20 protein-coding genes, 9 tRNA genes and 2 riboswitches are annotated in these 22,999 nt (G+C 39.9%); of the genes, 25 read left to right on the forward strand and 4 right to left on the reverse strand.

The window, feature by feature from the left end; all coding sequences use genetic code 11:
• Positions 1 to 149: 149 nt before the first annotated feature.
• Entirely contained in the window at positions 150 to 935 is a 786-nt protein-coding gene (locus AC6UDC_RS02355) for a threonine/serine exporter family protein (protein ID WP_500693516.1), read from the forward strand.
• An 8-nt stretch (positions 936 to 943) separates the two neighbouring features.
• Positions 944 to 1,399 (forward strand): threonine/serine exporter family protein, encoded by a 456-nt coding sequence (locus tag AC6UDC_RS02360; protein ID WP_500693517.1) that lies wholly within the window; start codon positions 944 to 946, stop codon positions 1,397 to 1,399.
• A 41-nt stretch (positions 1,400 to 1,440) separates the two neighbouring features.
• Here the strand turns inward: AC6UDC_RS02360 and dapF are convergent, their stop codons facing one another.
• The gene (gene dapF / locus AC6UDC_RS02365; protein WP_500721121.1) at positions 1,441 to 2,418 is read right to left on the reverse strand and encodes a diaminopimelate epimerase; all 978 of its coding nucleotides are present in this window, start codon (positions 2,416 to 2,418) and stop codon (positions 1,441 to 1,443) included.
• A gap of 11 nt (positions 2,419 to 2,429) precedes the next feature.
• Positions 2,430 to 3,800: an aspartate kinase gene (locus tag AC6UDC_RS02370; protein ID WP_500721123.1), complete on the reverse strand. Its 1,371-nt coding sequence runs from the start codon at positions 3,798 to 3,800 to the stop codon at positions 2,430 to 2,432.
• Between the two features lie 147 nt (positions 3,801 to 3,947).
• Positions 3,948 to 4,121, forward strand: a riboswitch (Lysine riboswitch).
• A gap of 98 nt (positions 4,122 to 4,219) precedes the next feature.
• Here AC6UDC_RS02370 and lysA point away from each other — a divergent pair.
• The 7 genes from lysA to AC6UDC_RS02405 are packed head-to-tail and all read left to right on the forward strand — an operon-like array spanning position 4,220 to position 11,390.
• On the forward strand, positions 4,220 to 5,530 hold the full coding sequence (lysA, locus tag AC6UDC_RS02375; protein WP_500721125.1) for a diaminopimelate decarboxylase: 1,311 nt from the start codon (positions 4,220 to 4,222) through the stop codon (positions 5,528 to 5,530).
• Positions 5,531 to 5,533: 3 nt separating this feature from the next.
• Positions 5,534 to 6,241: a 2,3,4,5-tetrahydropyridine-2,6-dicarboxylate N-acetyltransferase gene (gene dapD, locus AC6UDC_RS02380; RefSeq protein ID WP_500721127.1), complete on the forward strand. Its 708-nt coding sequence runs from the start codon at positions 5,534 to 5,536 to the stop codon at positions 6,239 to 6,241.
• On the forward strand, positions 6,241 to 7,425 hold the full coding sequence (locus AC6UDC_RS02385; RefSeq protein ID WP_500721129.1) for an N-acetyldiaminopimelate deacetylase: 1,185 nt from the start codon (positions 6,241 to 6,243) through the stop codon (positions 7,423 to 7,425). Before dapD ends, AC6UDC_RS02385 begins: the two co-directional genes overlap by 1 nt.
• A 14-nt stretch (positions 7,426 to 7,439) precedes the next feature.
• Positions 7,440 to 8,336, forward strand: coding sequence for a 4-hydroxy-tetrahydrodipicolinate synthase (dapA, locus tag AC6UDC_RS02390; RefSeq protein ID WP_500721132.1), 897 nt, complete (start codon positions 7,440 to 7,442; stop codon positions 8,334 to 8,336).
• A complete protein-coding gene (gene dapB, locus AC6UDC_RS02395) occupies positions 8,329 to 9,108 on the forward strand; it encodes a 4-hydroxy-tetrahydrodipicolinate reductase (RefSeq protein WP_500707199.1) in 780 nt (259 codons plus the stop codon). The genes dapA and dapB overlap by 8 nt, the downstream gene beginning before the upstream one ends.
• A 14-nt stretch (positions 9,109 to 9,122) precedes the next feature.
• Positions 9,123 to 10,175, forward strand: coding sequence for an aspartate-semialdehyde dehydrogenase (locus tag AC6UDC_RS02400; protein WP_500707198.1), 1,053 nt, complete (start codon positions 9,123 to 9,125; stop codon positions 10,173 to 10,175).
• Between the two features lie 42 nt (positions 10,176 to 10,217).
• Positions 10,218 to 11,390 carry an aminotransferase class I/II-fold pyridoxal phosphate-dependent enzyme gene (locus tag AC6UDC_RS02405; RefSeq protein ID WP_500721134.1) on the forward strand — a complete coding sequence of 391 codons (1,173 nt, stop codon included), beginning with the start codon at positions 10,218 to 10,220 and terminating at the stop codon, positions 11,388 to 11,390.
• 60 nt (positions 11,391 to 11,450) lie between these two features.
• Here AC6UDC_RS02405 and AC6UDC_RS02410 read toward each other — a convergent pair whose 3' ends face one another.
• Complete coding sequence (locus tag AC6UDC_RS02410; protein WP_500721136.1) at positions 11,451 to 11,852, reverse strand: DUF1634 domain-containing protein; 402 nt, start codon at positions 11,850 to 11,852, stop codon at positions 11,451 to 11,453.
• On the reverse strand, positions 11,849 to 12,700 hold the full coding sequence (locus AC6UDC_RS02415) for a sulfite exporter TauE/SafE family protein (RefSeq protein WP_500693528.1): 852 nt from the start codon (positions 12,698 to 12,700) through the stop codon (positions 11,849 to 11,851). The genes AC6UDC_RS02410 and AC6UDC_RS02415 overlap by 4 nt, the downstream gene beginning before the upstream one ends.
• Before the next feature lie 135 nt (positions 12,701 to 12,835).
• Between AC6UDC_RS02415 and AC6UDC_RS02420 the strand changes: the two genes are divergently transcribed.
• From AC6UDC_RS02420 to AC6UDC_RS02495, 16 genes are all read left to right on the forward strand, one after another.
• Positions 12,836 to 13,501, forward strand: coding sequence for a phosphatase PAP2 family protein (locus tag AC6UDC_RS02420; protein ID WP_500695236.1), 666 nt, complete (start codon positions 12,836 to 12,838; stop codon positions 13,499 to 13,501).
• A 63-nt stretch (positions 13,502 to 13,564) separates the two neighbouring features.
• Positions 13,565 to 13,734: riboswitch (Lysine riboswitch) on the forward strand.
• A 106-nt stretch (positions 13,735 to 13,840) separates the two neighbouring features.
• The gene (locus AC6UDC_RS02425) at positions 13,841 to 15,316 is read left to right on the forward strand and encodes an amino acid permease (RefSeq protein ID WP_500696525.1); all 1,476 of its coding nucleotides are present in this window, start codon (positions 13,841 to 13,843) and stop codon (positions 15,314 to 15,316) included.
• Positions 15,317 to 15,390: 74 nt separating this feature from the next.
• Complete coding sequence (locus AC6UDC_RS02430; protein ID WP_500696526.1) at positions 15,391 to 16,029, forward strand: deoxynucleoside kinase; 639 nt, start codon at positions 15,391 to 15,393, stop codon at positions 16,027 to 16,029.
• A 252-nt stretch (positions 16,030 to 16,281) separates the two neighbouring features.
• Positions 16,282 to 17,571 carry a serine--tRNA ligase gene (gene serS / locus AC6UDC_RS02435; protein WP_500693532.1) on the forward strand — a complete coding sequence of 430 codons (1,290 nt, stop codon included), beginning with the start codon at positions 16,282 to 16,284 and terminating at the stop codon, positions 17,569 to 17,571.
• A 170-nt stretch (positions 17,572 to 17,741) separates the two neighbouring features.
• Positions 17,742 to 17,814 (forward strand) — tRNA-Val (locus tag AC6UDC_RS02440).
• A gap of 3 nt (positions 17,815 to 17,817) precedes the next feature.
• A tRNA-Lys gene (locus AC6UDC_RS02445) sits at positions 17,818 to 17,890 on the forward strand.
• 21 nt (positions 17,891 to 17,911) lie between these two features.
• Positions 17,912 to 17,993: transfer RNA gene (locus AC6UDC_RS02450), tRNA-Leu, on the forward strand.
• Positions 17,994 to 18,003: 10 nt separating this feature from the next.
• Positions 18,004 to 18,077 (forward strand) — tRNA-Thr (locus AC6UDC_RS02455).
• A 3-nt stretch (positions 18,078 to 18,080) separates the two neighbouring features.
• A tRNA-Gly gene (locus tag AC6UDC_RS02460) sits at positions 18,081 to 18,152 on the forward strand.
• Positions 18,153 to 18,169: 17 nt separating this feature from the next.
• Positions 18,170 to 18,255, forward strand: a tRNA-Leu gene (locus AC6UDC_RS02465).
• Positions 18,256 to 18,459: 204 nt separating this feature from the next.
• The gene (locus AC6UDC_RS02470; protein WP_500693533.1) at positions 18,460 to 19,854 is read left to right on the forward strand and encodes a DUF2252 domain-containing protein; all 1,395 of its coding nucleotides are present in this window, start codon (positions 18,460 to 18,462) and stop codon (positions 19,852 to 19,854) included.
• A gap of 1 nt (position 19,855) precedes the next feature.
• Positions 19,856 to 22,060 carry a polyphosphate kinase 1 gene (gene ppk1 / locus AC6UDC_RS02475; protein WP_500721137.1) on the forward strand — a complete coding sequence of 735 codons (2,205 nt, stop codon included), beginning with the start codon at positions 19,856 to 19,858 and terminating at the stop codon, positions 22,058 to 22,060.
• Positions 22,061 to 22,169: 109 nt separating this feature from the next.
• Positions 22,170 to 22,243: transfer RNA gene (locus AC6UDC_RS02480), tRNA-Arg, on the forward strand.
• A gap of 5 nt (positions 22,244 to 22,248) precedes the next feature.
• Positions 22,249 to 22,322: transfer RNA gene (locus AC6UDC_RS02485), tRNA-Pro, on the forward strand.
• A 29-nt stretch (positions 22,323 to 22,351) separates the two neighbouring features.
• Positions 22,352 to 22,425: transfer RNA gene (locus AC6UDC_RS02490), tRNA-Pro, on the forward strand.
• Between the two features lie 97 nt (positions 22,426 to 22,522).
• Positions 22,523 to 22,996, forward strand: a complete 474-nt coding sequence (locus AC6UDC_RS02495; RefSeq protein WP_500693535.1) for a CtsR family transcriptional regulator — start codon at positions 22,523 to 22,525, stop codon at positions 22,994 to 22,996.
• The last annotated feature ends 3 nt before the right edge of the window (positions 22,997 to 22,999 follow it).

A 22,999-nucleotide genomic window follows, 5' to 3' on the forward strand; every position in this document is an offset into this window, starting at 1 on the left:
TTTCCTCCTGTATGATACCGTTACAAATCTAATTTAATTATATCTGTCTGGATACCATTCGTAAAATAGTTTTTTGTAACGAAAACTCAATGAGATTTTTTACTTATATTTTGATATGCTAGAAATATTAAAGAAAAGGGGTGAGTCGCATGTTTGGGAAGAATCAACTGGATCCGGATTCGCGTTTTCGTAATTATAGTGACTTGGTCATTAAGACCTGTATGTTGGCGGGTAAAATCATGATTGAAAATGGGTCAGAAATGACACGAGTTAATGACACCATTAAGCGAATCGCACGAAATGCTGGGATGCCAAACTTGAAGACTTACATTACGATTACTGGAATTATGATTTCCGTTAATGATAATTCAGAAACTCAGATTACTGAGATTGATAAGCGGGCTTTTGACTTAAGAAAAATCACGGCTGTGAACGATTTATCGCGACGCTTTGCGGAACACAAGACAACGTTAGAGCAGTTCTATCAAGAATTGCAACACGTTAGTGATCTGGATACTTATTTTCCGTATTGGATGAAAATGTTAGCGGCAGCGGTCCTTTCAGGATCCATTGAAGTGGTTTTTCGTGGTGATTATTCGGTATTCTTTATTACCTGTCTGATTGGGATGTTAGGTTGGATTATTTTTGACTATTTGAATCGTATCGTGAAAGTTGAGTTTATAAACGAATTTACTGCGGCCATTTCAATTGGCATGTTAGCCATGCTAGCCCGAAAGTTGGGACTTGGAAGTGGTGTGGATAATATGATTATTGGGAGTGTGATGCCGCTTGTTCCTGGCGTCCAAATTACTAATGCGGTCCGAGATTTAATGTCTGGCAACCTTGTTAGTGGACCAGCTAGAGCAATGGAAGCCATTATGGGAGCGTGTGCTTTAGGATTTGGAGTGGCACTTGCTTTGAAGTGGTTTGGATAGGGGTGTTTATGATTGAAATTTTAGTGAAAATAATTGGAGTTTACGTTGCCACCCTTTGTTTTGCAATTTTGATCAACGTGCCACCGCGTGCTCTTAATCTAGGTGGATTGGTGGGGGTTGCCAGCTATTTAGTGTACCTAACCTACAATTCGATTTTTGGTGGTTACGTTGGTGGAAACGTCTTTGGAGCGTTTACGATTGGGATCTTGGGAATGCTGGCAGCTCGGTACAAAAAAATGCCAATCATCGTTTTTAACATTCCAGCGTTAGTTCCGCTTGTTCCCGGTGGACAGGCGTATGAAGTTATGAAATACATTGCAACGGGCAACACGCACTTAGCGTTTGTTTACTTAATGCAAGTCGCGATGATTGCAGGAGCGTTGGCGATTGGGTTCTTACTAGCCGAGTTGGCGATTCAACTGTTCTTTCACATCACCCATCTTTTGAAGGGAATCGTATCTTAATTGAAAGTAAAAACCACATTGACCTCGTGTCAATGTGGTTTTTAGTTAGTTTGAAGCTGTTTGACAAAGTCTTGATAATCCTGCTCCTCACCGGTATCGGTGATTTGAATATTATCGAGGTTGACGTTTCTTAGGTCACTTTCACTAATATTTAACTCATTAGTAAAAGTCGCATTTCCAATCAAATGAAGATCGTAGTGAACCCCACTGCGTTTTATGTGAGTTTTTACCATCCCACCTGGATTATAAATATTGACGGTTTCGTCAAAGTCCGAATCATGAGTTAAGATTTCGTAAATTAGACTAGTGGCCGTCATTCCAGTCCCACAGGCATTTGTAAGACCTACACCCCGTTCGAAGGTTCGAACGAAAAGTTCATTTTGATCCATGACGTTAGCAAAACTAACGTTGACACCGTCCGTAAAGTACTTGTTTTTTCCGTTTAGCATTTTGCCTAGCTTAACTAAATCGTCTGATTTAACTTGATCCATACTCATAAAACTAATGAGATGAGGATTAGGCACTGCGACCGCTGAATAATCTAATCCAGAAATGAAATCATTGACTGGCTGATCTAACAGTGGTGTTTTGATATTTTCAAGGGGCAGACTCTTAGCGTCAAATGAGATTGGTGAGATCTGAACACTAAAGGCGGGAACTCCAGGTGCAATGTCACTCTCTTTTGTCACATCTAGATCTGCATCGTTGGTTTCAACCTTGAAAGCATCCTGACCAAACTTTTGTGACAAGTACCGAGAAACGGTCCGAAGTCCGTTTCCACACATTGAAGCTTCACTGCCATCGGCGTTAAAGACTCGCATTTTCCCCAGTGCATTGGGGTGGTTTGATGAATCAACTACCAGGACCCCATCGACGCCGTTTAAAATGTGATTTTTGGGGTCTGAAATGGTTTGAGCAAGTTTTTTAAGTTCCGCGTCAGTTAGTTTTTGGTCTAATTCGGTTTGATCCAAAATAAAGAATTGATTTTCGGATCCGTGTACTTTAAGTAATTTAGTCATAATTTAGTCTCCTAATAAATTAGTCGGTTGTTGTCAAAGAAGTTTCTGTAAATTAGTTTGACGGCTTTATCTGAATCTTTAATGTCAGTTCCAAGCATCACGGAAATCTTGGAAGCTCCTTGATTAATCATGTGAATGGAGATGCCATTGTCGGTTAGTGGCCGAATGATTTTTTCAATGGTGTGATTATCAGACTGCATTCCCTCGCCAACGATCATGATGATGGCATAGTCATTAATCCAACGAATTTGATCGGGATGAAGGGCATCTTTGATTTCTCTTGTAATTTCTTTGACGATATGGTCATTTAGTTGGGCCTTATCAAAGATAATGGTCAGGTCATCGATTCCAGAAGGCATGTGTTCGTACGACACGTTGTATTTGTACAGAATTTTGAGAATCTTAAGGGTAAAACCTACTTGTTTGTTAAGCAGATAGCGATGAATGTACAGTGCTGAGAAGTGCTTTGCACTGGCTACCCCAGTAATTACGCGAGTTGGTTGAAATTTATTTTCAGGAACAATCAGGGTTCCGGGTAAATCAGGGGCCGATGTATTTTTCACGTTGATTGGAATTCCGACCTGGATTGCTGGAATGATGGCTTCATCATGAAAGACTGAGAAACCAGCATACGAGAGTTCTCTCATTTCTCTATAAGTCATTACGTCGATAGCTTTCGGGTTTTTAACCACCCGCGGGTCAACCGAATAGATTGCGTTGACATCGGTAAAGTTTTCGTATAGATCAGCTTGAAGCCCACGAGCTACGATTGAGCCGGTAATATCGGAACCACCTCTTGAAAAGGTAGCGATTTGATTATCATCATTGACCCCAAAAAATCCTGGAAAGATCATTTTTTCTTTAACGTCACGAAATCTTCTGATGTTTCCGTAGGTAACGGGATTGATTTGCGCATCGGCAACGTCGCCGGTGACTTTAAAACCAATTTCTTTTGGATCCATAAACCTTGCGGGAATTTTAAGTTGGTTTAAAATCATCGTCAACATTTGCGCGTTGAGGTACTCTCCCTGAGCTTTAAAGGTACTCATTAGATGAGCAGAATCCAGAAACGATTGATTAGGTAATTCTCTTAACTGTGAGACAATTTGGTTAATCTGTTTCGTCTGAACGTTAAATGATTCACCAATTTCTTGATAGCGATCAATAATTTGATTAAGAACGTCAGAGAAGTCTTCATGGTCAAGGACTTTGTTAGCATACTCGATTAATAAGTCGGTAACTTTCACGTCACCTTTGAAGCGAGTTCCGGGAGCAGAAACAACGACTGCCTTCCGATCTGGATCTGATTTGATGATATTAATTACCTTTTGAAATTGGGTTCCGTTAGCTAGTGAGCTTCCGCCAAATTTGGTTACTTTCATGAATTATTCATCCTTAAGAATTTAATTAAGTTGAATTGTAGCATTAATTTTTAATTTATCAATCTTGGAACCCAAAATATGTGAAATAGTTATTAATTTAGATGATATTAATTGACGAATAGGTCAAAATGGGTTATATTTTTAACAAATTTAAATAGAGGTTGCAAGTAACAAGATTAGCTAATGGAGATTTACTCGTCGAAGAAGTTAGTGAAAGGGTTGTTTGCCGAAGCACTCTGTCAGAGTAGTGGCACTGGTGCTGGGACGTGATTTAATAAATCGCGGACTGTCGCAGATATTCTGCGGGGAGCTATTCAAGAATATTTGATCAAATAATGTCAAATTAATTATTTTTAGATCTTTTTGTTCAACTCCTGAGCAAAAAGATCTTTTTTTATAAATTATTTAAGAGGTGTGAGATGAAGTCGGTTATTGATGAGCAAGATATAAGAAATCATGATTTGTACATTGGTGGGATTAAGGCCAGTGATTTAGCAAAAGAATATGGAACACCCCTAGAGGTTTATGACGTTAGTAAAATCAGGAATCAAATTGAAAAATTTAAACGGGTTTTTGAAGACCGTAAAGTTAGTTACTCGGTTAATTATGCTAGTAAGGCGTTTGCCACGGTTGGAATGTATCAAATTGTGAAGCAAGAGGGAGCTGGAATTGACGTAGTTTCCGGTGGTGAGTTGTACACCGCGCTTCAAGCTGATTTTCCGATGGCACGGGTCAGTTTTCACGGCAACAATAAATCAAAAGACGAACTAACGATGGCTGTCAAAAACGGAGTGGGAACGATTATGTTGGATAATTTCCATGAAATTGAGTTACTCCACGACGTGCTAGAAGAGCAAGATAAAAACATCGACGTGATGTTACGGATTACCCCTGGTATTTCAGCTCATACTCATGAGTACATCCAAACGGGTCAAGTCGACAGTAAGTTTGGGTTCGATCTGGCATCAGGACAAGCTGATGAAGCTTTACAAAAGGTCCTTTCTGAGAAGCGAATGAATATGAAAGGGGTTCATGCTCACATTGGGTCTCAGATTTTTTCACCCGAAGGCTTTGTGGGAGCGGCTGATAAACTTGTTGATGTAATGAAGCACTGGCATGACAATTTTGCTTACACGGCGAAGGTAATCAACGTTGGTGGTGGTTTTGGTATTCAATACACCGACGAAGAACATCCCGTCGCCCCAGAGGACTTCGTCTCAGCCATTGTGGATGAGATTAAACAAAAAACAACTGAGGCTGATTTACCAACTCCATCAATTTGGATTGAACCGGGACGTTCAATCGTCGGGTCAGCGGGTTATAGTTTGTACACGATTGGTTCCAGAAAAGATGTCCCCGGGATTAAGTCGTACGTTTCCGTTGATGGTGGGATGGGTGATAACATTCGGCCAGCTTTATATGGGGCTGACTATGAAGGCGCTCTTGCAGGCAATGTTGATGGAAAGCCAGTTGAAACCGTTCGGATTGCCGGGAAATACTGTGAATCAGGTGATATTTTGATTAAGAATCAACCGCTCCCAAAGAGCCAACCGGGCGATGTTTTTGTAATCTTCAACACCGGGGCTTACGGATACTCAATGGCTTCCAACTATAATCGAAATCCACGGCCAGCCGTTGTGTTTGTTGAAGATGGTAAAGCACAGTTAGCGGTCCAACGTGAGAGTTATGCGGACCTGATCCACTTAGATAAGAAATTAAAGGAGAACTAGAAGATGGCACAATTAGATGCACAGTCAATCATTAAATTTATTTCTAACTCAGACAAAAAGACCCCAGTCAAGGTTTATTTGAAAGGCAAGTTAGGAAAAATCAAATTTCCTAAGGGAATTGAGAATTTTACCACTAACAAAACTGGTGTCATTTTTGGTGACTGGACCAACGTTTCTAAATTTTTGAAAAAAAATAAAAAATTAATTAGTAATTATGAAATCGAAAGTGACGCTAGAAATTCTGCCGTTCCATTACTTGATACCAAGAACCTAGACGCTCGGATCGAACCTGGTGCTATTATTCGTGATCAGGTCTCAATTGGAAAGCATGTTGTCATAATGATGGGAGCTTTAATCAACATTGGAGCTGAGATTGGTGATGATTCTATGATTGACATGGGGACCATCCTGGGTGGTCGTGCGATCGTTGGAAAGCATTGTCACATCGGTGCTGGTGCTGTTTTGGCCGGTGTGATTGAACCAGCTAGTGCTAAACCGGTTCGAATTGACGAAAACGTCTTAGTTGGTGCTAATGCGGTTGTGATTGAAGGCGTTCATGTTGGTGAGGGTGCGGTGATTGCTGCTGGCTCAGTGGTTTTGCATGATGTTGAACCTAATACCATGGTAGCCGGGGTTCCTGCTAAAAAGATCAAGGACATCGACACTCAGACCAAGTCTAAGACTAAACTTGAAGACGACTTAAGGAAGTGATGAATGTGTCAAATAACCCGACCAAGTTGAGTGACGATGATCTCCTTGAAATTTATCGTCATCTTCACCAAATTCCAGAATTAGCAATGCATGAATTTCAGACCCATGAATATCTAAAAGAAGTCATTGATAAGTTTAAAACGGACTACATGGAAGTTAATGTACCAGAAAAGTTACCAACGGCGATTTTGGTGCTGGTCCATGGAACTGATCCCAAGCGCACCATTGGATACCGAACGGATATTGATGCGTTACCAGTTAAGGAAAAAACGAATTTAACGTTTGTGTCAAAAAATGATGGTGTGATGCATGCGTGTGGTCATGATATCCACATGACGGTTGCGTTGAGTATCTTGAATTACTATGCTGCTCATCAACCCCAAGATAATTTGTTAGTTTTTTTTCAACCAGCTGAAGAAAGTGAAAATGGCGGTAAAGTGGCATACGAGGATGGTATTTTTACCGGGAAGTGGCATCCAGATGAATTTTATGGTCTACATGACAACCCCCAGCTTCCGGTTGGGGCAATCGGTTGTCGGATGGGTACACTGTTCGCTGGGACAACCGAGGTCAACGTTGACCTGATCGGAAAAAGTGGTCATGCTGCTTATCCGCAGGATGCAAACGACATGATTGTGGCCGCCAGTCAGTTTATTAATCAGGTTCAGACGATTGTATCAAGGAGTGTTGATCCGATTGAAGGCGGGGTTGTTACCTTTGGAAAAATGGAAGCCGGTACCATTCGAAATGTGATCGCTGGTCATGCTCGAATTGAAGGAACGATTCGGGGTCTGACCCAGAAAATGATTGAGTTGATTGATAAGCGGTTAAAAGAAGTCGCTAATGGGATTTCAGTGAGTTACGACTGCCAGGTTAAACTCAACCTGAATCAGGGCGGTTATTTGCCAGTCGAGAATAATCCGAAGTTAACCAGTAATTTTATTGATTACATGGAAAAGCAAAAAAACGTTGATTTTATTAACACGATGCCCGCAATGACGGGAGAAGATTTTGGTTATTTGTTGTCAAAAATTCCCGGAACCATGTTTTGGTTGGGCATTGGTGACCCAAAGTCTCAGCTTCATGAGGCGACGCTTACCCCCAATCCAAAGGCAATTGCGATTGGAAGTAGAGCCATTATCGGATTTTTGAATTATCGAATGCAACAAGGAACAAAAAAATAGGGGAGATCATAATCATGGTAGAAAAAGCAGATTTATTAACGGCCATCGTCACCCCGTTTGGCAATGACGGTGAGGTTGATATTACACGGCTTAAGAAGCTGATTAAACATTTGGTTGATACGGGGACCAATGGATTTGTGGTCGGCGGAACGACTGGTGAAACTCCGACATTATCTGAAGACGAAAAATTAAAACTGTACGGTGAATTTGGCAAGATTGTGGGCGATCACTATCCGGTAATTGCAGGGACTGGCTCAAACAATACCCGACAAACGGCTGAGTTTAACCAGAAAGTGATGCAATTAGATGGGATTGATTATGGCTTGGTAGTGGTACCTTACTACAACAAGCCCGATCAACGGGGCATGAAGGAACACTTTAAGTACGTTGCCGATCATTCGGATAAACCAATCATCATCTATAACATTCCTGGACGAACGGGCGTGAACATGGATAAGGAAACGGTCGTGGAATTATCCGAATACAATAACATCGCCGGAATTAAACAGTGCGGTTCACTGCCTGATATGGAGTACATTATTTCCAACACTCCAGATGATTTCTTGGTTTACAGTGGTGAAGATCCTCAGGCTCTGGCAACGAAAATGTTGGGTGGCAATGGTGTCATTTCGGTTGCTTCGCATGTCTATGGCAAACAATTAAGGGAAATGTACGATGATTTAGATCAGGGGAATTACAAAGCAGCTGGTAAGCTTCAACGTTGGTTAACACCAAAGATGCAAGCGTTATTTATGTATCCATCCCCGTCACCAACTAAAGCAGCTTTAAATGCTAATGGTTTAAATGTGGGTGGTTGTCGTTTACCAATTGCAACCCTAAATCAAGATGAGAAAAAAGAATTGGCAAAAGCACTAGGCGTTGATTCTTTAGGAGACATTTTAAATGATTAAAGTATTAGTAGCGGGCTTTCGTGGCTCAATGGGCCAAAAGGCCGTTAAGATGATTGAAAAGAATGGTGATTTTAATTTGATAGGCGTATATGACCCGAAAGCGAACGATTTGAGTCCTGAAAGTTATGATTTACCAAAAGACGTAAAAGTTTATAACGATTTTAATCAGATTAAAGGCCCAGACGTAGACGTTTGGGTTGATTTTACGGTTCCAAAAGCAGCTTATCCCAACACTAAATTTGCCCTGGATAATGGGATTCATCCGGTTATTGGAACCAGTGGGTTAAGTGATGATCAACTAGCTGAGTTGCAAAAATTAGCGAACGATGAAAATGTGAGTGGGATTATTGCCCCTAACTTTGGAATTTCGGCGGTATTGTTAATGAAATTTGCTAAAGAGGCAGCTCAATATTTCCCTGATGCTGAGGTGATCGAGATGCATCATCAGGATAAAAAGGATGCTCCGTCTGGGACCGCTATTAATACCGCAAAGTTAATCAGTGAGGGAAGAAAAAAACAACCAGAATCCGTTTCAACCGACGAAACCCTAAAAGGTGCTCGCGGAGCTGAGTATGATGGAGTTCCGATTCATTCCGTTCGACTTCCCGGATATGTTGCTCATGAACAGGTGCTGTTTGGCGGAGATGGTGAAGCACTCACCATTCGTCAAGATTCCTTTGATCGTGATTCATTTATGAATGGTTTAAAGGTTGCCATTGAAAGAGTTGACGGTTTAGATGGGTTAGTTGTTGGATTAGAAAATATTTTATAGAGGGGCAAGTAGTAATGAAAGAGTATAACGTCGCAATTTTAGGTGCCACTGGTGCCGTTGGAACACGTCTCATGGATAAGTTAGCTGAATCAAGTATCCCGGTTAAAAGTCTTAAATTGTTGGCTTCTAAAAGATCCGCTGGGAAAAAGCTCGAGTATAAAGGCGACGAGTTAACCGTCGAAGAGGCCACTCCCGACTCATTTAACGGTGTTGATTTAGTCCTTGCTTCAGCCGGAGGTTCGGTTTCCAAAAAATTGTTACCAGAAGCCGTGAAGCGTGGTGCCGTTGCGGTTGACAACACGAGTGCGTTTCGAATGGACCCGGATGTTCCCTTAGTTGTGCCAGAAGTGAATCCAGATGCTTTAGAGAATCATCACGGGATCATTGCCAATCCAAACTGTTCCACTATTCAAATGGTAGTGGCGTTAGAGCCGATTAGAAAGCAGTTTGGGTTAAAACAAATTATTGTTTCTACTTATCAAGCTGCTTCAGGTGCCGGTCAGAGTGGACTTGATGAATTAAAAGATGAAGCGCAAGAACACCTTGATGGCAAAAAGATGGATGCTCACATTTTCCCAGTCAAAGGTGAAAAAGAACATTATCCGCTGGCGTTCAACCTCTTGCCCCAAATCGATGTGTTTGAAAAAGACGGTTATACTCACGAAGAGTGGAAGATGATTCACGAAACGAAGAAAATCATGCTGAATGATATGGATTCTGGAGATATTAAGGTGACCGCTACCTGTGTCAGAGTTCCAGTGGAGATTTGTCACGGTGAGTCAGTTTATTTCACGGTCAAGGATGAAAAAGCCGCCAGTCGTGAAAAGATCCAAAGGATTTTAAATGATGCTCCGGGAGTAACTCTTAAAGATGATCCAAAAAAACAACTCTACCCACAACCAATCGACGCTGCTGGCAAAGAAGATACATATGTCGGAAGAGTTCGACCGGACCAAGAAAATGGTGATGCCTATAATATGTGGGTAGTAGCCGACAATTTATTAAAGGGTGCTGCACTAAATACGGTTGAAATTGGCGAAGAATTAGTTAAAAGAGATTTAATTTAATGATTGAATTTCTTGACGATGATGATAGGGAAGAGGATTAACATGCCTACTTTAAATGAAAACTTGCAAAATCGGTTTAACAAGAATTTAACTCAACTGCAACCATCAGCAATTCGAGCTTTTTCGGAGTCGATATCTGATATTGACGGGTTGATTATGCTATCAGTGGGAGAACCAGGATTTAACACCCCTGAACACGTTAAAAAAGCAATGATGAAGAGTATTGAAGATAATCACTCGCATTATTCTCCTCATAAAGGAATCAAATCTTTAAGAGATGCCATCAGCAACTTTATGGCAAAGAAATATAATTTAAAGTATGACCCTGATACTGAAGTAATGGTTAATATGGGAGCAACCGAAGCGCTTGCTTCGTCGATTCTTTCCACGGTTAATCCTGGCGATGAAGTTTTGATTCCAGCACCTTTCTATCCCCTATACGAGTCATTAGTACGTTTTGCTGGTGGGAAACCCGTGTTTATTGATACGTCCACTTCTGATTTTGTTTTAACACCTAAAGAATTGGATGAGGCACTCTCAAATCATCCCAGTGCTAAAGCGTTGATCTTAAATTATCCAAATAATCCAACTGGGGTTGAATACACACCAGAGCAGTTAAAAGTCCTTGTCCCAATTCTGAAACAACATTCACTCTTTGTGATTACCGATGAGATCTATAGTGAGTTAACCTATGGTATTAAACATCATTCACTGGCAGAGTATTTACCTGATCAAACGATTGTAATTAATGGAGTGTCTAAGTCTCACGCAATGACTGGTTATCGACTGGGGTTCACGGTTGGGCCCGCTGAATTTATCACTCAGGCTAATAAGATGCATGGTTATCTAGTTTCTTCACCATCAGACCCTGCTCAGTATGGTGCACTTGAGGCACTTAAGAATGGGATGGATGATGCTTTTTCGATGCGAGATGAATACCAAAAGAATCGGGATGGGGCCATTTTTCAACTAAAGAAGATGGGGCTTGATCCGATTGATCCTACCGGGGCGTTTTATATTTTCGTAAAAATTCCAGCAAATTATGGAAATGATGACGTTCGTTTTGCCAAGGATTTAGCGCAAAACGCTAAAGTTGGGGTAATTCCCGGATCAGCGTTTGGTGACGGTGGTAAAGGCCACGTTCGGATTTCCTACGCTGCTTCTAGTGACGATTTAAAGGAAGCACTAAGTCGGATGGAAAATTATTTAAGTTAATGTAATTATTAAAAAAGCGGAATTAGACATTTGTCTAATTCCGCTTTTGTTTAAAATTGTTTAAAGATGCAGGTAAGTTCCAAGGAAAAAACTAATCATCAAGATGATGAAGACGATGGTAGTAATGATGACGTACATCTTATCGTGTTCTTTATAGAATGAATAGATTGATACGACCACCCTTAGAACTGGCGTTAGGATCAAAGCAAAAACGCCTAACATCATGATGGAATAGGGTTTTAATTGAATGATTCCCTTTAGCAGTTGACCAAAGGAGGTTAGGCAATAGTGACTGCCAAACCCCGTTGTTCCGGTAACAAGGTACAAGAAAAGTCCAAAGACCATGATGATGACGGAAATAATCACGCCGATACGCATGATTTTTCCGATAAGTTTTTCGATTCGAATATTTTCAGCTTCTTGATTTTTTTCACTTTGATTTACATTATTTTGAGTGCTCATGATAAGAAGTTCACCCCAAATCCTTTAAGAATCATTTGAACGCCAAGGTAAATTAGGATGGGAATAAAAATAATTCGAATTAATTTGGAAGGCATGATTTGCATCACACGTGACCCGACGGTTGCTCCAACGATAATTCCGAGCGCCAGTGGGACGGCAATCTGAGGCAAAATTGATCCGTTAAAAAAGTAAATGGTGGCACTCGCTGCTGCCGTGACCCCCATCATTAAATTACTGGTGGAACTCGATGGTTTGAGTGGCATTTTCATAAAAGTGTCCATCGCAATCACCTTAAAGGCACCGGATCCAATTCCCAGTAAACCACTGGCAATTCCGGCACCAAACATTACGGTTAAACCAGCTGGAACGTTTGTTACCTTATAGTCAATCTGCTTTTTTAGGTTTTTATCGTAGTAAGAACCATTTAGTTTGAGTTCTTTTGCAATTTTATCTTCACTGGTTGTATTCGTTTGAACCTGTTTGCCCCAAATCTTTTTAACCATATTTAGACCGGAAAAGAAGAGTAACAGGCCAAACAAAATGTAGAGAAAGATTGGATTGATCACTCCAGTTAGTAAAGCACCAGCAACGGCCCCAATGGAAGTAGCAATTTCTAGAAACATGGCTACCCGTAAGTTTAAGACGTTGTCTTTTAGATAGGCGATCGTTGCTCCTGAACTGGTAGCAATCACGGCAATGATACTTGCACCAATCGCATACTTAATGTCAAGATTAAATCCGATGGTTAAAACCGGTGTAATGATCATCCCACCACCGATTCCTAGGATTGAACCCAGAACACCCGCAAAAACTCCTACCAGTAACATGATAATAAGGCTATGAATCATTAATAAAACTCCAATCTGTAAAATTCATGGTGCAATTATATCACACTAATCACGGCGATTTTGGTGCTTCTCTCAATCGGCTAATCGATATTATGTTATACTTTTTTTATATGAATTCTTGGAGGTATGGCGTTTATGATGATTGGAAGGGACGTTAGTCGTCCGTACAAATTAACAATTGCGTTTCTTTTATCGTTAATCCTGACGATTGGAGTCAAAATGAGTTTTGGCTACGTTGACTTTTTAGATTCAATGATAATTGGAACCATTCAAGGGTACCCGTCTTCATTTGAAGAAACCATTTTCTCAATGATTAGTTTTGTCGCGAGTCCCAAGATGGATATTGTGTGGATACTTATAATTGCTGTTTTGTTGTGGTGGTTTAAGTATAAAATACCGGCATTCTTTTCGCTGGTACTGGTTTTTGGTGGAGATGCCATTGGATTTGTGATTAAACACATCGTAGCCAAACCCCGTCCCTCAATGCATTTGCCGGGGGACACTGGCTTTAGTTATCCTAGTGGACATGTTTTAGGAGCTTTTCTAGTGATTAGCGTCCTGTGGATCATAGTGGTTCCAATGATTAATCGACAATCAACTAAATGGATTATTAGAACTATTTTAGCAATTGTTCTTTTCCTAGTGATGATCTCACGGGTTTATCTGAATGCCCATTTTCCTTCAGATACCGTTGGTGCCGCCTTAATTGCTTACACATGGCTTCAAGTTTGTGAATATGGGTACGTAAAGTGGGCCAAGGAGCTAAGTACAACAAAGATTTTTCAGAATACAATTTACTAATTTCATGAAAGTGATTGATAATCGTTAACTTATCACTTATACTTTACTTATAATGAAATATGAATTCTAAGAAGAGGCGCGACTTTTATCAGTAATTTGCCAGAGATTCACTTAATCGATGAGGGCTTATGAAAGGGAAAGTTGCCGAAACTGATCACGTGGTAAATGATTGGTTGGGTTTTGATTTAATAAGTCAAGGACTGTCGTGTGTTGCACGGAGAGCTTTCTAAGATTACGATTAGTAAGAATTTGTGGACTCTTTTGGAAGTTATTCAAGAGGGTCTTTTTCTTTGTCGTTTTGTTATTGGGTTTCTTCTTAATTATTTAGGAGGAGAATTTATGTCTGAAAAAAATGGAAACGGACAGGTGAAGCGGGGATTAAAGTCTCGTCATGTGTCTATGATCGCCCTTGGTGGTTGTATTGGAACCGGTCTTTTTGTGACTAGTGGTGGAGCAATTCACAATGCTGGTCCCGGTGGTGCGTTAGTAGCATATGTATGTATGGGAATCATGGTTTATTTTTTGATGACTAGTTTGGGAGAAATGGCCACTAATATGCCAGTCTCTGGATCATTTGCTACATATTCAGCTAAGTACGTTGATCCAGCTTTAGGGTTTGCAATGGGTTGGAACTACTGGTTTAACTGGGCAATTACGGTGGCGGTTGACGTTAGTACGGTGGCAATCGTCATGCAATTCTGGCTGCCACATTTTCCGAGTTGGATTTGGAGTTTAGCGGCTCTGTCACTGATTTTGTTGATTAACATCTTATCCGTCAAGGCGTTTGGAGAAACTGAGTTCTGGATGTCTTTGATCAAAGTGATCACGATTTTTATCTTTCTAGCCGTCGGAATTTTGACCATTTTTGGAATTATGGGTGGTCACTTTATTGGAATGAGGAACTTTACCTATAAGCAGGCTCCCTTCGTAAACGGGATTCCCGGCATTCTGAGTGTTTTCGTAATTGCTGGATTCTCATTTCAAGGAACTGAGTTAGTTGGAATTACAGCTGGAGAGTCAGAAAACCCGCGGGAGACGGTTCCAAAAGCGATTCATGAAGTATTTTGGCGCATCATTTTATTCTATATTCTGGCAATTGTTGTGATTGCTGCAATTATTCCATATACTAGTCCCGATTTGTTGGGATCAAGTGCTTCAGATGTTGCCATTAGTCCGTTCACGATTGTGTTTGAACGTGCCGGATTAGCTGGAGCTGCAAGTATTATGAACGCGGTCATCTTGACCTCCGTGATTTCTTCAGCCAACTCTGGGATGTATGCCTCAACGCGAATGTTGTATTCGATGGCCGATGAAGGTTATGCTCCAAAAGTTTTTGGCAAAGTATCTAAGCGTGGAATTCCAGTGTTAGCGCTCCTAGCAACCATGGTGATTTCGTTGTTGACTTTTATGACAAGTATCTTTGGATCTAAGATTTACATGTGGTTAGTGGCTGCTTCCGGGTTGACTGGATTTATTGCTTGGTTCGGGATTGCTCTTTCACATTATCGGTTTAGAAGGGCGTTTATAAAACAAGGACACAAAGTTTCAGAACTTAAATACCATGCGACTTGGTTCCCGGTCGGTCCAATTATCACTTTAATCCTGTGTATCGTTGTTATTTGTGGTCAAGATATTGGTGCCTTTGCTCACTTCAACTTATTTGAGATTGCGGTCACGTATATGAGTGTTCCGTTGGTTATCATCTTGTATTTTGGGTACAAATTTGTTCATCATACCCATATCATTCCTCTCGATAAAGTGGATGTCTCACCTTCAGAAGATTATACGGATGAAATTAAAAAGAATGAAAGCTAGTCTTAAATTCATGATTTTTAAATGGTACAATTACAATTGCAAATTCTTTAAATTAGTCTAAGGGGATCAAATAAATGATTGTATTATCAGGAACTATTGGAGCAGGGAAGACCACGTTAACGACATTATTGGCTGAGAAACTAAACTCACCAGCATATTACGAGTCCGTTGATGATAATAAGATTCTTCCGTTGTTTTACAAAGACCCAAAAAAGTATGCTTTTTTGCTTCAGATTTATTTTTTAAATAAACGTTTGGACAGCATTAAAGAAGCTTCTTCTGATAAGTACAGTGTGATGGATCGTTCAATCTTTGAAGATTCATTACTGTTTCATCTAAATGCTGACCTTGGTCGAGCAACTGAAACAGAAGTTCAAATTTATGATTCTTTATTAAAGAACATGATGGAACCGATCCCTAACGGTAAATATAAGAAAATACCGGACCTACTGATTTATATTGATATTTCTTTTGATACGATGCTTAAAAGAATTAAAAAGCGTGGAAGAAAATACGAACAGATCGATAATGACGCTAGTTTGTATGAATATTATCGTGAGTTAAACCAGAGATATTCGAAATGGTACGAGGATTATAACTTATCTCCTAAGATTAGGATTAACGGGGATAAGTATGATTTTGTCGAAGATGCGGACGCCAGAAACAAAGTTTTAAAGAGACTTTCTGACAAAATTCAAGAAGTATTAGGATAATTTAAGAGATTATTGTATAATTGACGCAACAAATAAACGTGACGTGCCCATTAAGTAGAATCACAGAGAGACAATGTTGGTGAAAATTGTCATTTGAAAATTCCAGCACGTATTTCGGGCGGCCAATCCCGCACGGCAATTACCGTTATTAATTAATCGAGTGCCTTAATTGGAACTTGGGTGGTACCGCGAAAAGACTTTCGTCCCAATATGACGAGGGTCTTTTTGTGTCTTTTAAGGGAGGAAATTAAAATGTTAGATATGAAGTTGATTAGAAGTAATCCAGACTGGTATAAAGGAAAGCTAGCCGAGCGAAATGTGCCTGGCGAAGTGATTGACAATTTACTTAGAAAAGATTCAGAACGGCGTGATCTAATCGTTAAAAGTGAGTCGCTTAAAGCGGAACGAAATGAGGTATCTGAGAAAATTTCACAGCTCAAGCGCAATAAAGAGGACGCAAATGATCAAATTACCAGAATGCGTGAAGTTGGAAAAGAGATCAAGGCGCTGGATGAAAAGCTAGAAACTATCAAAGCCGAACAACATGATATTGAGGCTCATTTACCCAATGTTCCTGCTGATGAAGTTCCCGTTAGTCTCACCGAAGAGGGTTCAAAAGAGTTAAGACGAATTGGTGAACCACGGAAGTTTGATTTCACCCCTAAGCCCCACTGGGAAATTGGCGAAGACTTAGATATTTTAGATTTCAAGCGAAGTGCTAAGGTATCAGGAAGTCGCTTCGTATACTATCTAGGTGCAGGAGCCAAATTAGAACGTGCGGTATATAATTTCTATTTGGATCAAAACACCGATGCTGGATACACCGAAGTCTTACCCCCATACATGGTTAATTCTGATTCAATGTTTGGGACCGGGCAGTTTCCTAAATTCCTAGAAAATAAGGCTGGATTTGAGATTAAAGATAGTGACTTGACCATGATTCCGACTGCTGAAGTTCCACTGGTTAATTTCTATCGCGACGAAGTCATTTCTGAAGAGAAGTTACCAGTGAAATTCACCGCCTTGACCCCAGCGTTTAGATCAGAAGCAGGAAGTGCCGGAAAAGATACCCGGGGCTTAATTCGATTGCATCAGTTTAACAAAGTTGAAATGGTTCAGTTTACCAAGCCCGAGGAGTCTTGGGATGCTTTAAAGGAAATTACGCATCAAGCAGAGACATTACTTCAGAAACTCGGTCTGCCTTATCATGTCATCACGCTAACGTCAAGTGACATGAGCTTCACTGCCGCTGAAACTCATGATCTTGAAGTATGGATGCCAGCTCAAAATCGGTACCGCGAAATTTCAAGTTGTTCTAACACGCTTGATTTTCAGGCAAGACGGGCTCACATTCAGTACAGAGATGAGAACGGCAAATTGCAGTACGTTCATACGTTAAATGGTTCTGGCTTAGCCGTTGGTAGAACGGTTGCAGCTATCCTTGAAAACTATCAAAATGAAGATGGAACGGTGAATGTGCCCGAAGTTCTTCAACCTTATATGCATGGGATGAAGAAGATTGTAAAAAATGAAAAATTTTAACAAAAATAGTAGAAATCAATAAGACATTCCGGTATAATAATACTTGTTGTATGACTGGTTTGAGAAGAATTGATCGTTGAAGCGTAACCAATTTGTTCTTGACGCTTAAACATCAAAATGATATTATTTAATAGTTGTCGTTGCGCTTTATCGCAATGATATCTATCAATGGAGGATTAGCTCAGCTGGGAGAGCATCTGCCTTACAAGCAGGAGGTCACAGGTTCGATCCCTGTATCCTCCATTTGAGCCGTTAGCTCAGTTGGTAGAGCATCTGACTTTTAATCAGAGGGTCGGCGGTTCGAACCCGCCACGGCTCATTGCCAGTAACACATTATTATGCGGGCGTGGCGGAACTGGCAGACGCGCTAGATTTAGGTTCTAGTGTCTTAGGACGTGGGGGTTCGAATCCCTTCGCCCGCATTGATTTTTCGCCGACTTAGCTCAGTTGGCTAGAGCGCTTCACTAGTAATGAAGAGGTCGTAGGTTCGAATCCTATAGTCGGCATATGCGGAAGTAGTTCAGTGGTAGAACGCCACCTTGCCATGGTGGAGGTCGCGGGTTCGAATCCCGTCTTCCGCTTTTTTTGTTATCATACTGCCGGAGTGGCGGAATTGGCAGACGCACAGGACTTAAAATCCTGCGGTCAGTGATGACCGTACCGGTTCGATCCCGGTCCCCGGCATTTAAAATTTAAAACAGTAAGAGAGTCCTATTACTAGGACTCTCTTTTTTATTTAAAATATTGATTCAAGGTAGAAATACGGGTCCGACAGCGCTATCATAGAGTTAAATTGATGTTGTGATGTGGGTAATAAGTTGATTTCCATTTACATGGCAAGTTAGAATTACGATAACGGTATGATTGATCAAATAAAGGAGAAGCGATATGAAACTCGAGAAAAAATCGCCTTATGGGCTTAATAACGTAAGTGCTTTACTTAATGACGTTTCAATGAATGATGATCAATTAATTCATGTTGGTGAGAAGATGAGTAATGATGCCAACATGGAAGCCATGCGGAATTTCAAAGCTAGAAAGCGGGACATTAAACCAATTTTGACTGAACGTGATTCACTGCTACTTAGTGGACTTTTAGGATTAAAACGAGAACGAATGGCCAAAAATCCATTTTCTTTTTATCGGGGAAGCGTTGAGCTAATGAACCATGATTTAGGTACTATTCCCATGAGTGATATCAATCTGTTGATTGCAGGTGACGCTCACCTTGGCAACTTTGGTTTTTATGGTTCTCCAGAGCATCAACTTTTGTTCGATTTAAATGATTTTGACGAATCTCACGTAGGTCACTTTGAAGATGACTTATTACGTTTTCTGGTAAGTGCTTTACTTGTTGCTAAGCAACAAGGATTTGACATCACAAATGAAGTTAATCCGTTTTTAAGGGATGTCTTGGAGGCTTATCGTAGTGCCTTGGTCAGGATGACGGAGATTCCAGCCATGGATAAACTGACATTGCCTAATTCCATCAGAAATATTTCTAAGATTTTTGGTACATTAAAAGACGGTGAGAAGCATTTTAAAAAATCGTTTCAAAAAATTACCGCTAAGAGTATTAACAAGGCCCTTAGAAGTACTTCTGACTACGCTGTGGAAAAGTATACAACCGTTCTTAAAAACGGGGAACGGCGCTTTATTGATAATGAACCGGTTACGGTTCACATTGGGAAAAAAGATTATCAAAAAATTAGTGATGGACTCGATCGTTACTACAATCATACTAAGAGTGATATCCGTTTCTTTCTCTCTAACTTCCAGATCGTTGATATTGTAAGACACAGTGTGGGAGTGGGAAGTGTTGGCACCCTTTGCTTTTTAGTTTTACTAGAGGACGCTAACAATAATTACTTGGTTTTGCAGATTAAGCAAGCCCTTCCAATTTATAAAAACAATGTTATTGGTATGAACAAAAATGATTCATTGGGTGAAAATATTGTTGATTGTCAGCTGATTCTTCAAACTGCATCGGACCCATTTTTAGGATGGTTTAATACTAGTAATAAGAGTTACTACGTGCGTCAGTTTAAGGATATGAAGGGCTCAGTAAATCTTAATAAGTTGGATTTAGACGCTTTTAAGGATTACGTGTTAGTTTGTGTGATCTTACTTGCACGGGCACACAGTCAATCACCAACGTTTCCGATGATTATCGGGTACCTAAAAAATAGCGACAAGGTCAAAAAGTCATTCATTGAGTTCGCCAATGAATACATGAAACAAGTTGAGATTGATTATGATACGTTTATTAAGGATTTGAAATAACATGAAGAGAAATGAAGAGTATGTTGACTCGTGCTATAACCGGGATTTGAGTTGGACTTTATTTAATCGAAGAGTGATTAATCTAGCCACTGAATCGTTCACTCCGTTTTTGGAAAAGCTGAAGTTTTTAGCAATTGGGTCAAATAATTTAGATGAGTTTTATAGTGTCAGGGTTCCAAGCGTTCAAGGGCAAATGGAGCTTAGTGATAATGGGATTGAAAAAAAGTCTGGACTTCACTATAGCCAGATCCTGGATCAGATTCATGATCGTAATGATGAAAATTTTAAGATCCAATACAATGATTACGATAAATTAAATCAAGAATTAAAGGAGAGAGATGTTTGTTCGATTGAGTCTTATGCAGACCTTAATGACAAACAAAAGGATCAAGTCAATCAATACTTTATTAAGAAGATTCAACCATCACTTTCCTTTAAAGAGTTTGATGAAAATTATGATTTAAAGTTTCTTTCTAACAAGCAAATTGCGATTGGCGTCTTAGTCAAAGGTGATGATAAAAAAGCCATTCGGATTATTCCCATTCCTTCTAAGTTTAACCGCTTGCTTTCGGTTAAATCGAACGGGATTGATACGTATATCTTACTTGAAGATTTGATTAATCATAACCTCAAGCGTCTCTTTAATGGAAAAGAAATTACTGGAACGGTCGTCTTTAGAGTGACGAGAGACCTTGATGCCACCTTAGATGTTGAAAAAGAGGATAATAATTTTGAAACAATTTCTCGGATGCGTCAGTATCTTGTTGACCGGGAAAAAGGAAAGGTAACCCGATTTGAAGTTGAGGAATTTGATGGTAATACTGACGATGATTTCTTAAATGATTTTATTGACAAGTTTAAGATTGAAAAGAATGCTATTTTTAAGATTCCTGGTCCGGTTGATTTAACTTATCTATTTGAGATCGTCAGTAAGTATTCACCTGATTATCCAGAATATTGTTACGCAAAATTTAATCCTCGAACTTGGCCGACTTCCGCCTCAATCCTTTCGTACTTGGATCAAAAGGATCTCCTTATCCAATATCCATATGATTCGTTTAGTCAGTTTTTGCAGTTCTTAAAAGAAGCGGTCGAAAATCCTAAAACTGTTGCGATTAAACAAACCCTGTATCGGGTTTCAAAACACTCTGAAGTGGTTGATTTACTAGCAAAAGCCGCTCAAAAGGGAATTAAAACCACCGTTGTGGTTGAATTAAGAGCTCGTTTTGATGAAAAGAACAACTTGAAAGTAACTGAAAAACTGAAGAATGCTGGTGTTCATGTTATTTTTGGAAAAAAAGACATGAAAGTTCATAGTAAAACTTGTTTGGTGTTAACAAAAGAGGGCAATCACCCCAAGGGCTATATCCAGGTTGGAACGGGAAACTACAACATGCAAACTGCGAAGGGATTTGTTGATCTCAGTTTCTTTACCAGTAAGGATGATTATGTTCAAGACCTATCAAAATTTTTCGATTACTTGCAAGCTCCAGATGCCGCTCAACCCAGTTATCAGGTTTTATCAGCTTCTCCCCATCAAATTCAAGATCAAGTGATTGATGGGATCCAGGAAGTTAAAGAAAGTTATTTAAGAACCGGCAAAGGAGCAGTCTTTTTAAAGATTAACTCGTTGACTGATGTAGAAGTGATTTCAGCCATTTATGATGCGGCCAGAGTGGGTGTACCATTTAGGCTCGTTGTTAGAGGAGCTTGCTGTCTTAAACTTGGAATTTGCGGGAAAAAAGAAAAAATCGTGGTTTCAAGCATTGTTGGTGAGTTTTTGGAACATAGTCGAATTTATGGATTCTTCACTCAGGATGATTCTAAATTGTGGATATCTTCTGCTGATTTAATGACAAGAAACATGGATAACCGTGTCGAGCTAGCGGCGCCAATTCTTGATCCAAAACTAAAACAACAGCTTTTAAACATCATCGACATTTACGCTCAAGATGATGTGGATGGGAGTTTTTTAAAGCCTGATGGTGAGTACTTTAAATTCAAGCATCCCAAAGGGAAGTCCGCCCAACAGACCTTCTTAAAGATTATCGATGATCCCAAATTAAATAATAAAAAGCACGTTTCTAAACGTCATGACATTCGGATTAACGTTAAAAACGATTCCAAATTAAAAAACGAGTGGCTTTATGTTTCGATTCTAGTCGTTACGATTATCGTAGTAGTGGGCGTGCTATTGTGGTGGTGAAAATAACCAGATGTTTCTGGTTATTTTTTTATTTTTCTTTTCCAAAATCGGATACTTCTGGTATAATAATATATGTTCGCTGATGAATGTGAACGTTTAATGCTTATATGCACCTATAGCGCAATTGGATAGAGTGTCTGACTACGAATCAGAAGGTTGTAGGTTCGACTCCTACTAGGTGCATTCATCGGGAAGTAGCTCAGCTTGGTAGAGCACCTGGTTTGGGACCAGGGGGTCGCAGGTTCGAATCCTGTCTTCCCGATTTTTATATACTTTTTAATATTTAAGCATCGGGAAATAGCTCAGCTTGGTAGAGCGCCACGTTCGGGACGTGGAGGTCGCAAGTTCGAATCTTGTTTTCCCGATTTTTTTATTACCTTGGTTTCCAAGAGTATTTACTTGGAATTTACAAATCTTCTTTGTATAATAATAGTCAACATTAGTCAGAGATGAGATGAGTTTATGGCAAGCCGTAATATATCGGACATTATTGAAGATTATTTGAAGGATATGCTAGGTGATAATGATCAAGAACGAGTCGAAATTCGTCGATCAGACATTGCCAATCATTTTGACGTGGTGCCCTCGCAAATTAACTATGTAATTAAAACACGTTTTACGTTGCGTAATGGTTATTTAGTTGAGAGCAAACGTGGTGGTGGTGGTTACATCAGGATTGAAAAAATCAACTTAATGGATAATTCGGATGTCCTAGACAGTTTGATTGATTCAATTGGTGATGAAATTTCCGAAAAGGATGAAGAATCAATTTTAACCACCTTATATGCTAATGGAGTCATTACCGAGAAAGAGGAGAACATGATTGCTGCTATTTTAAAGAAAGAGGCAATTAGGCTCCCTGATCAAGCAATGGAATATCAGGTTAGAGCGAGTGTTTTAGAGGCTTTACTTTACCGGCTTAAATATGAGTGTTAGTTT

The organism is Fructilactobacillus sp. X7R7C1 (assembly GCF_059901065.1).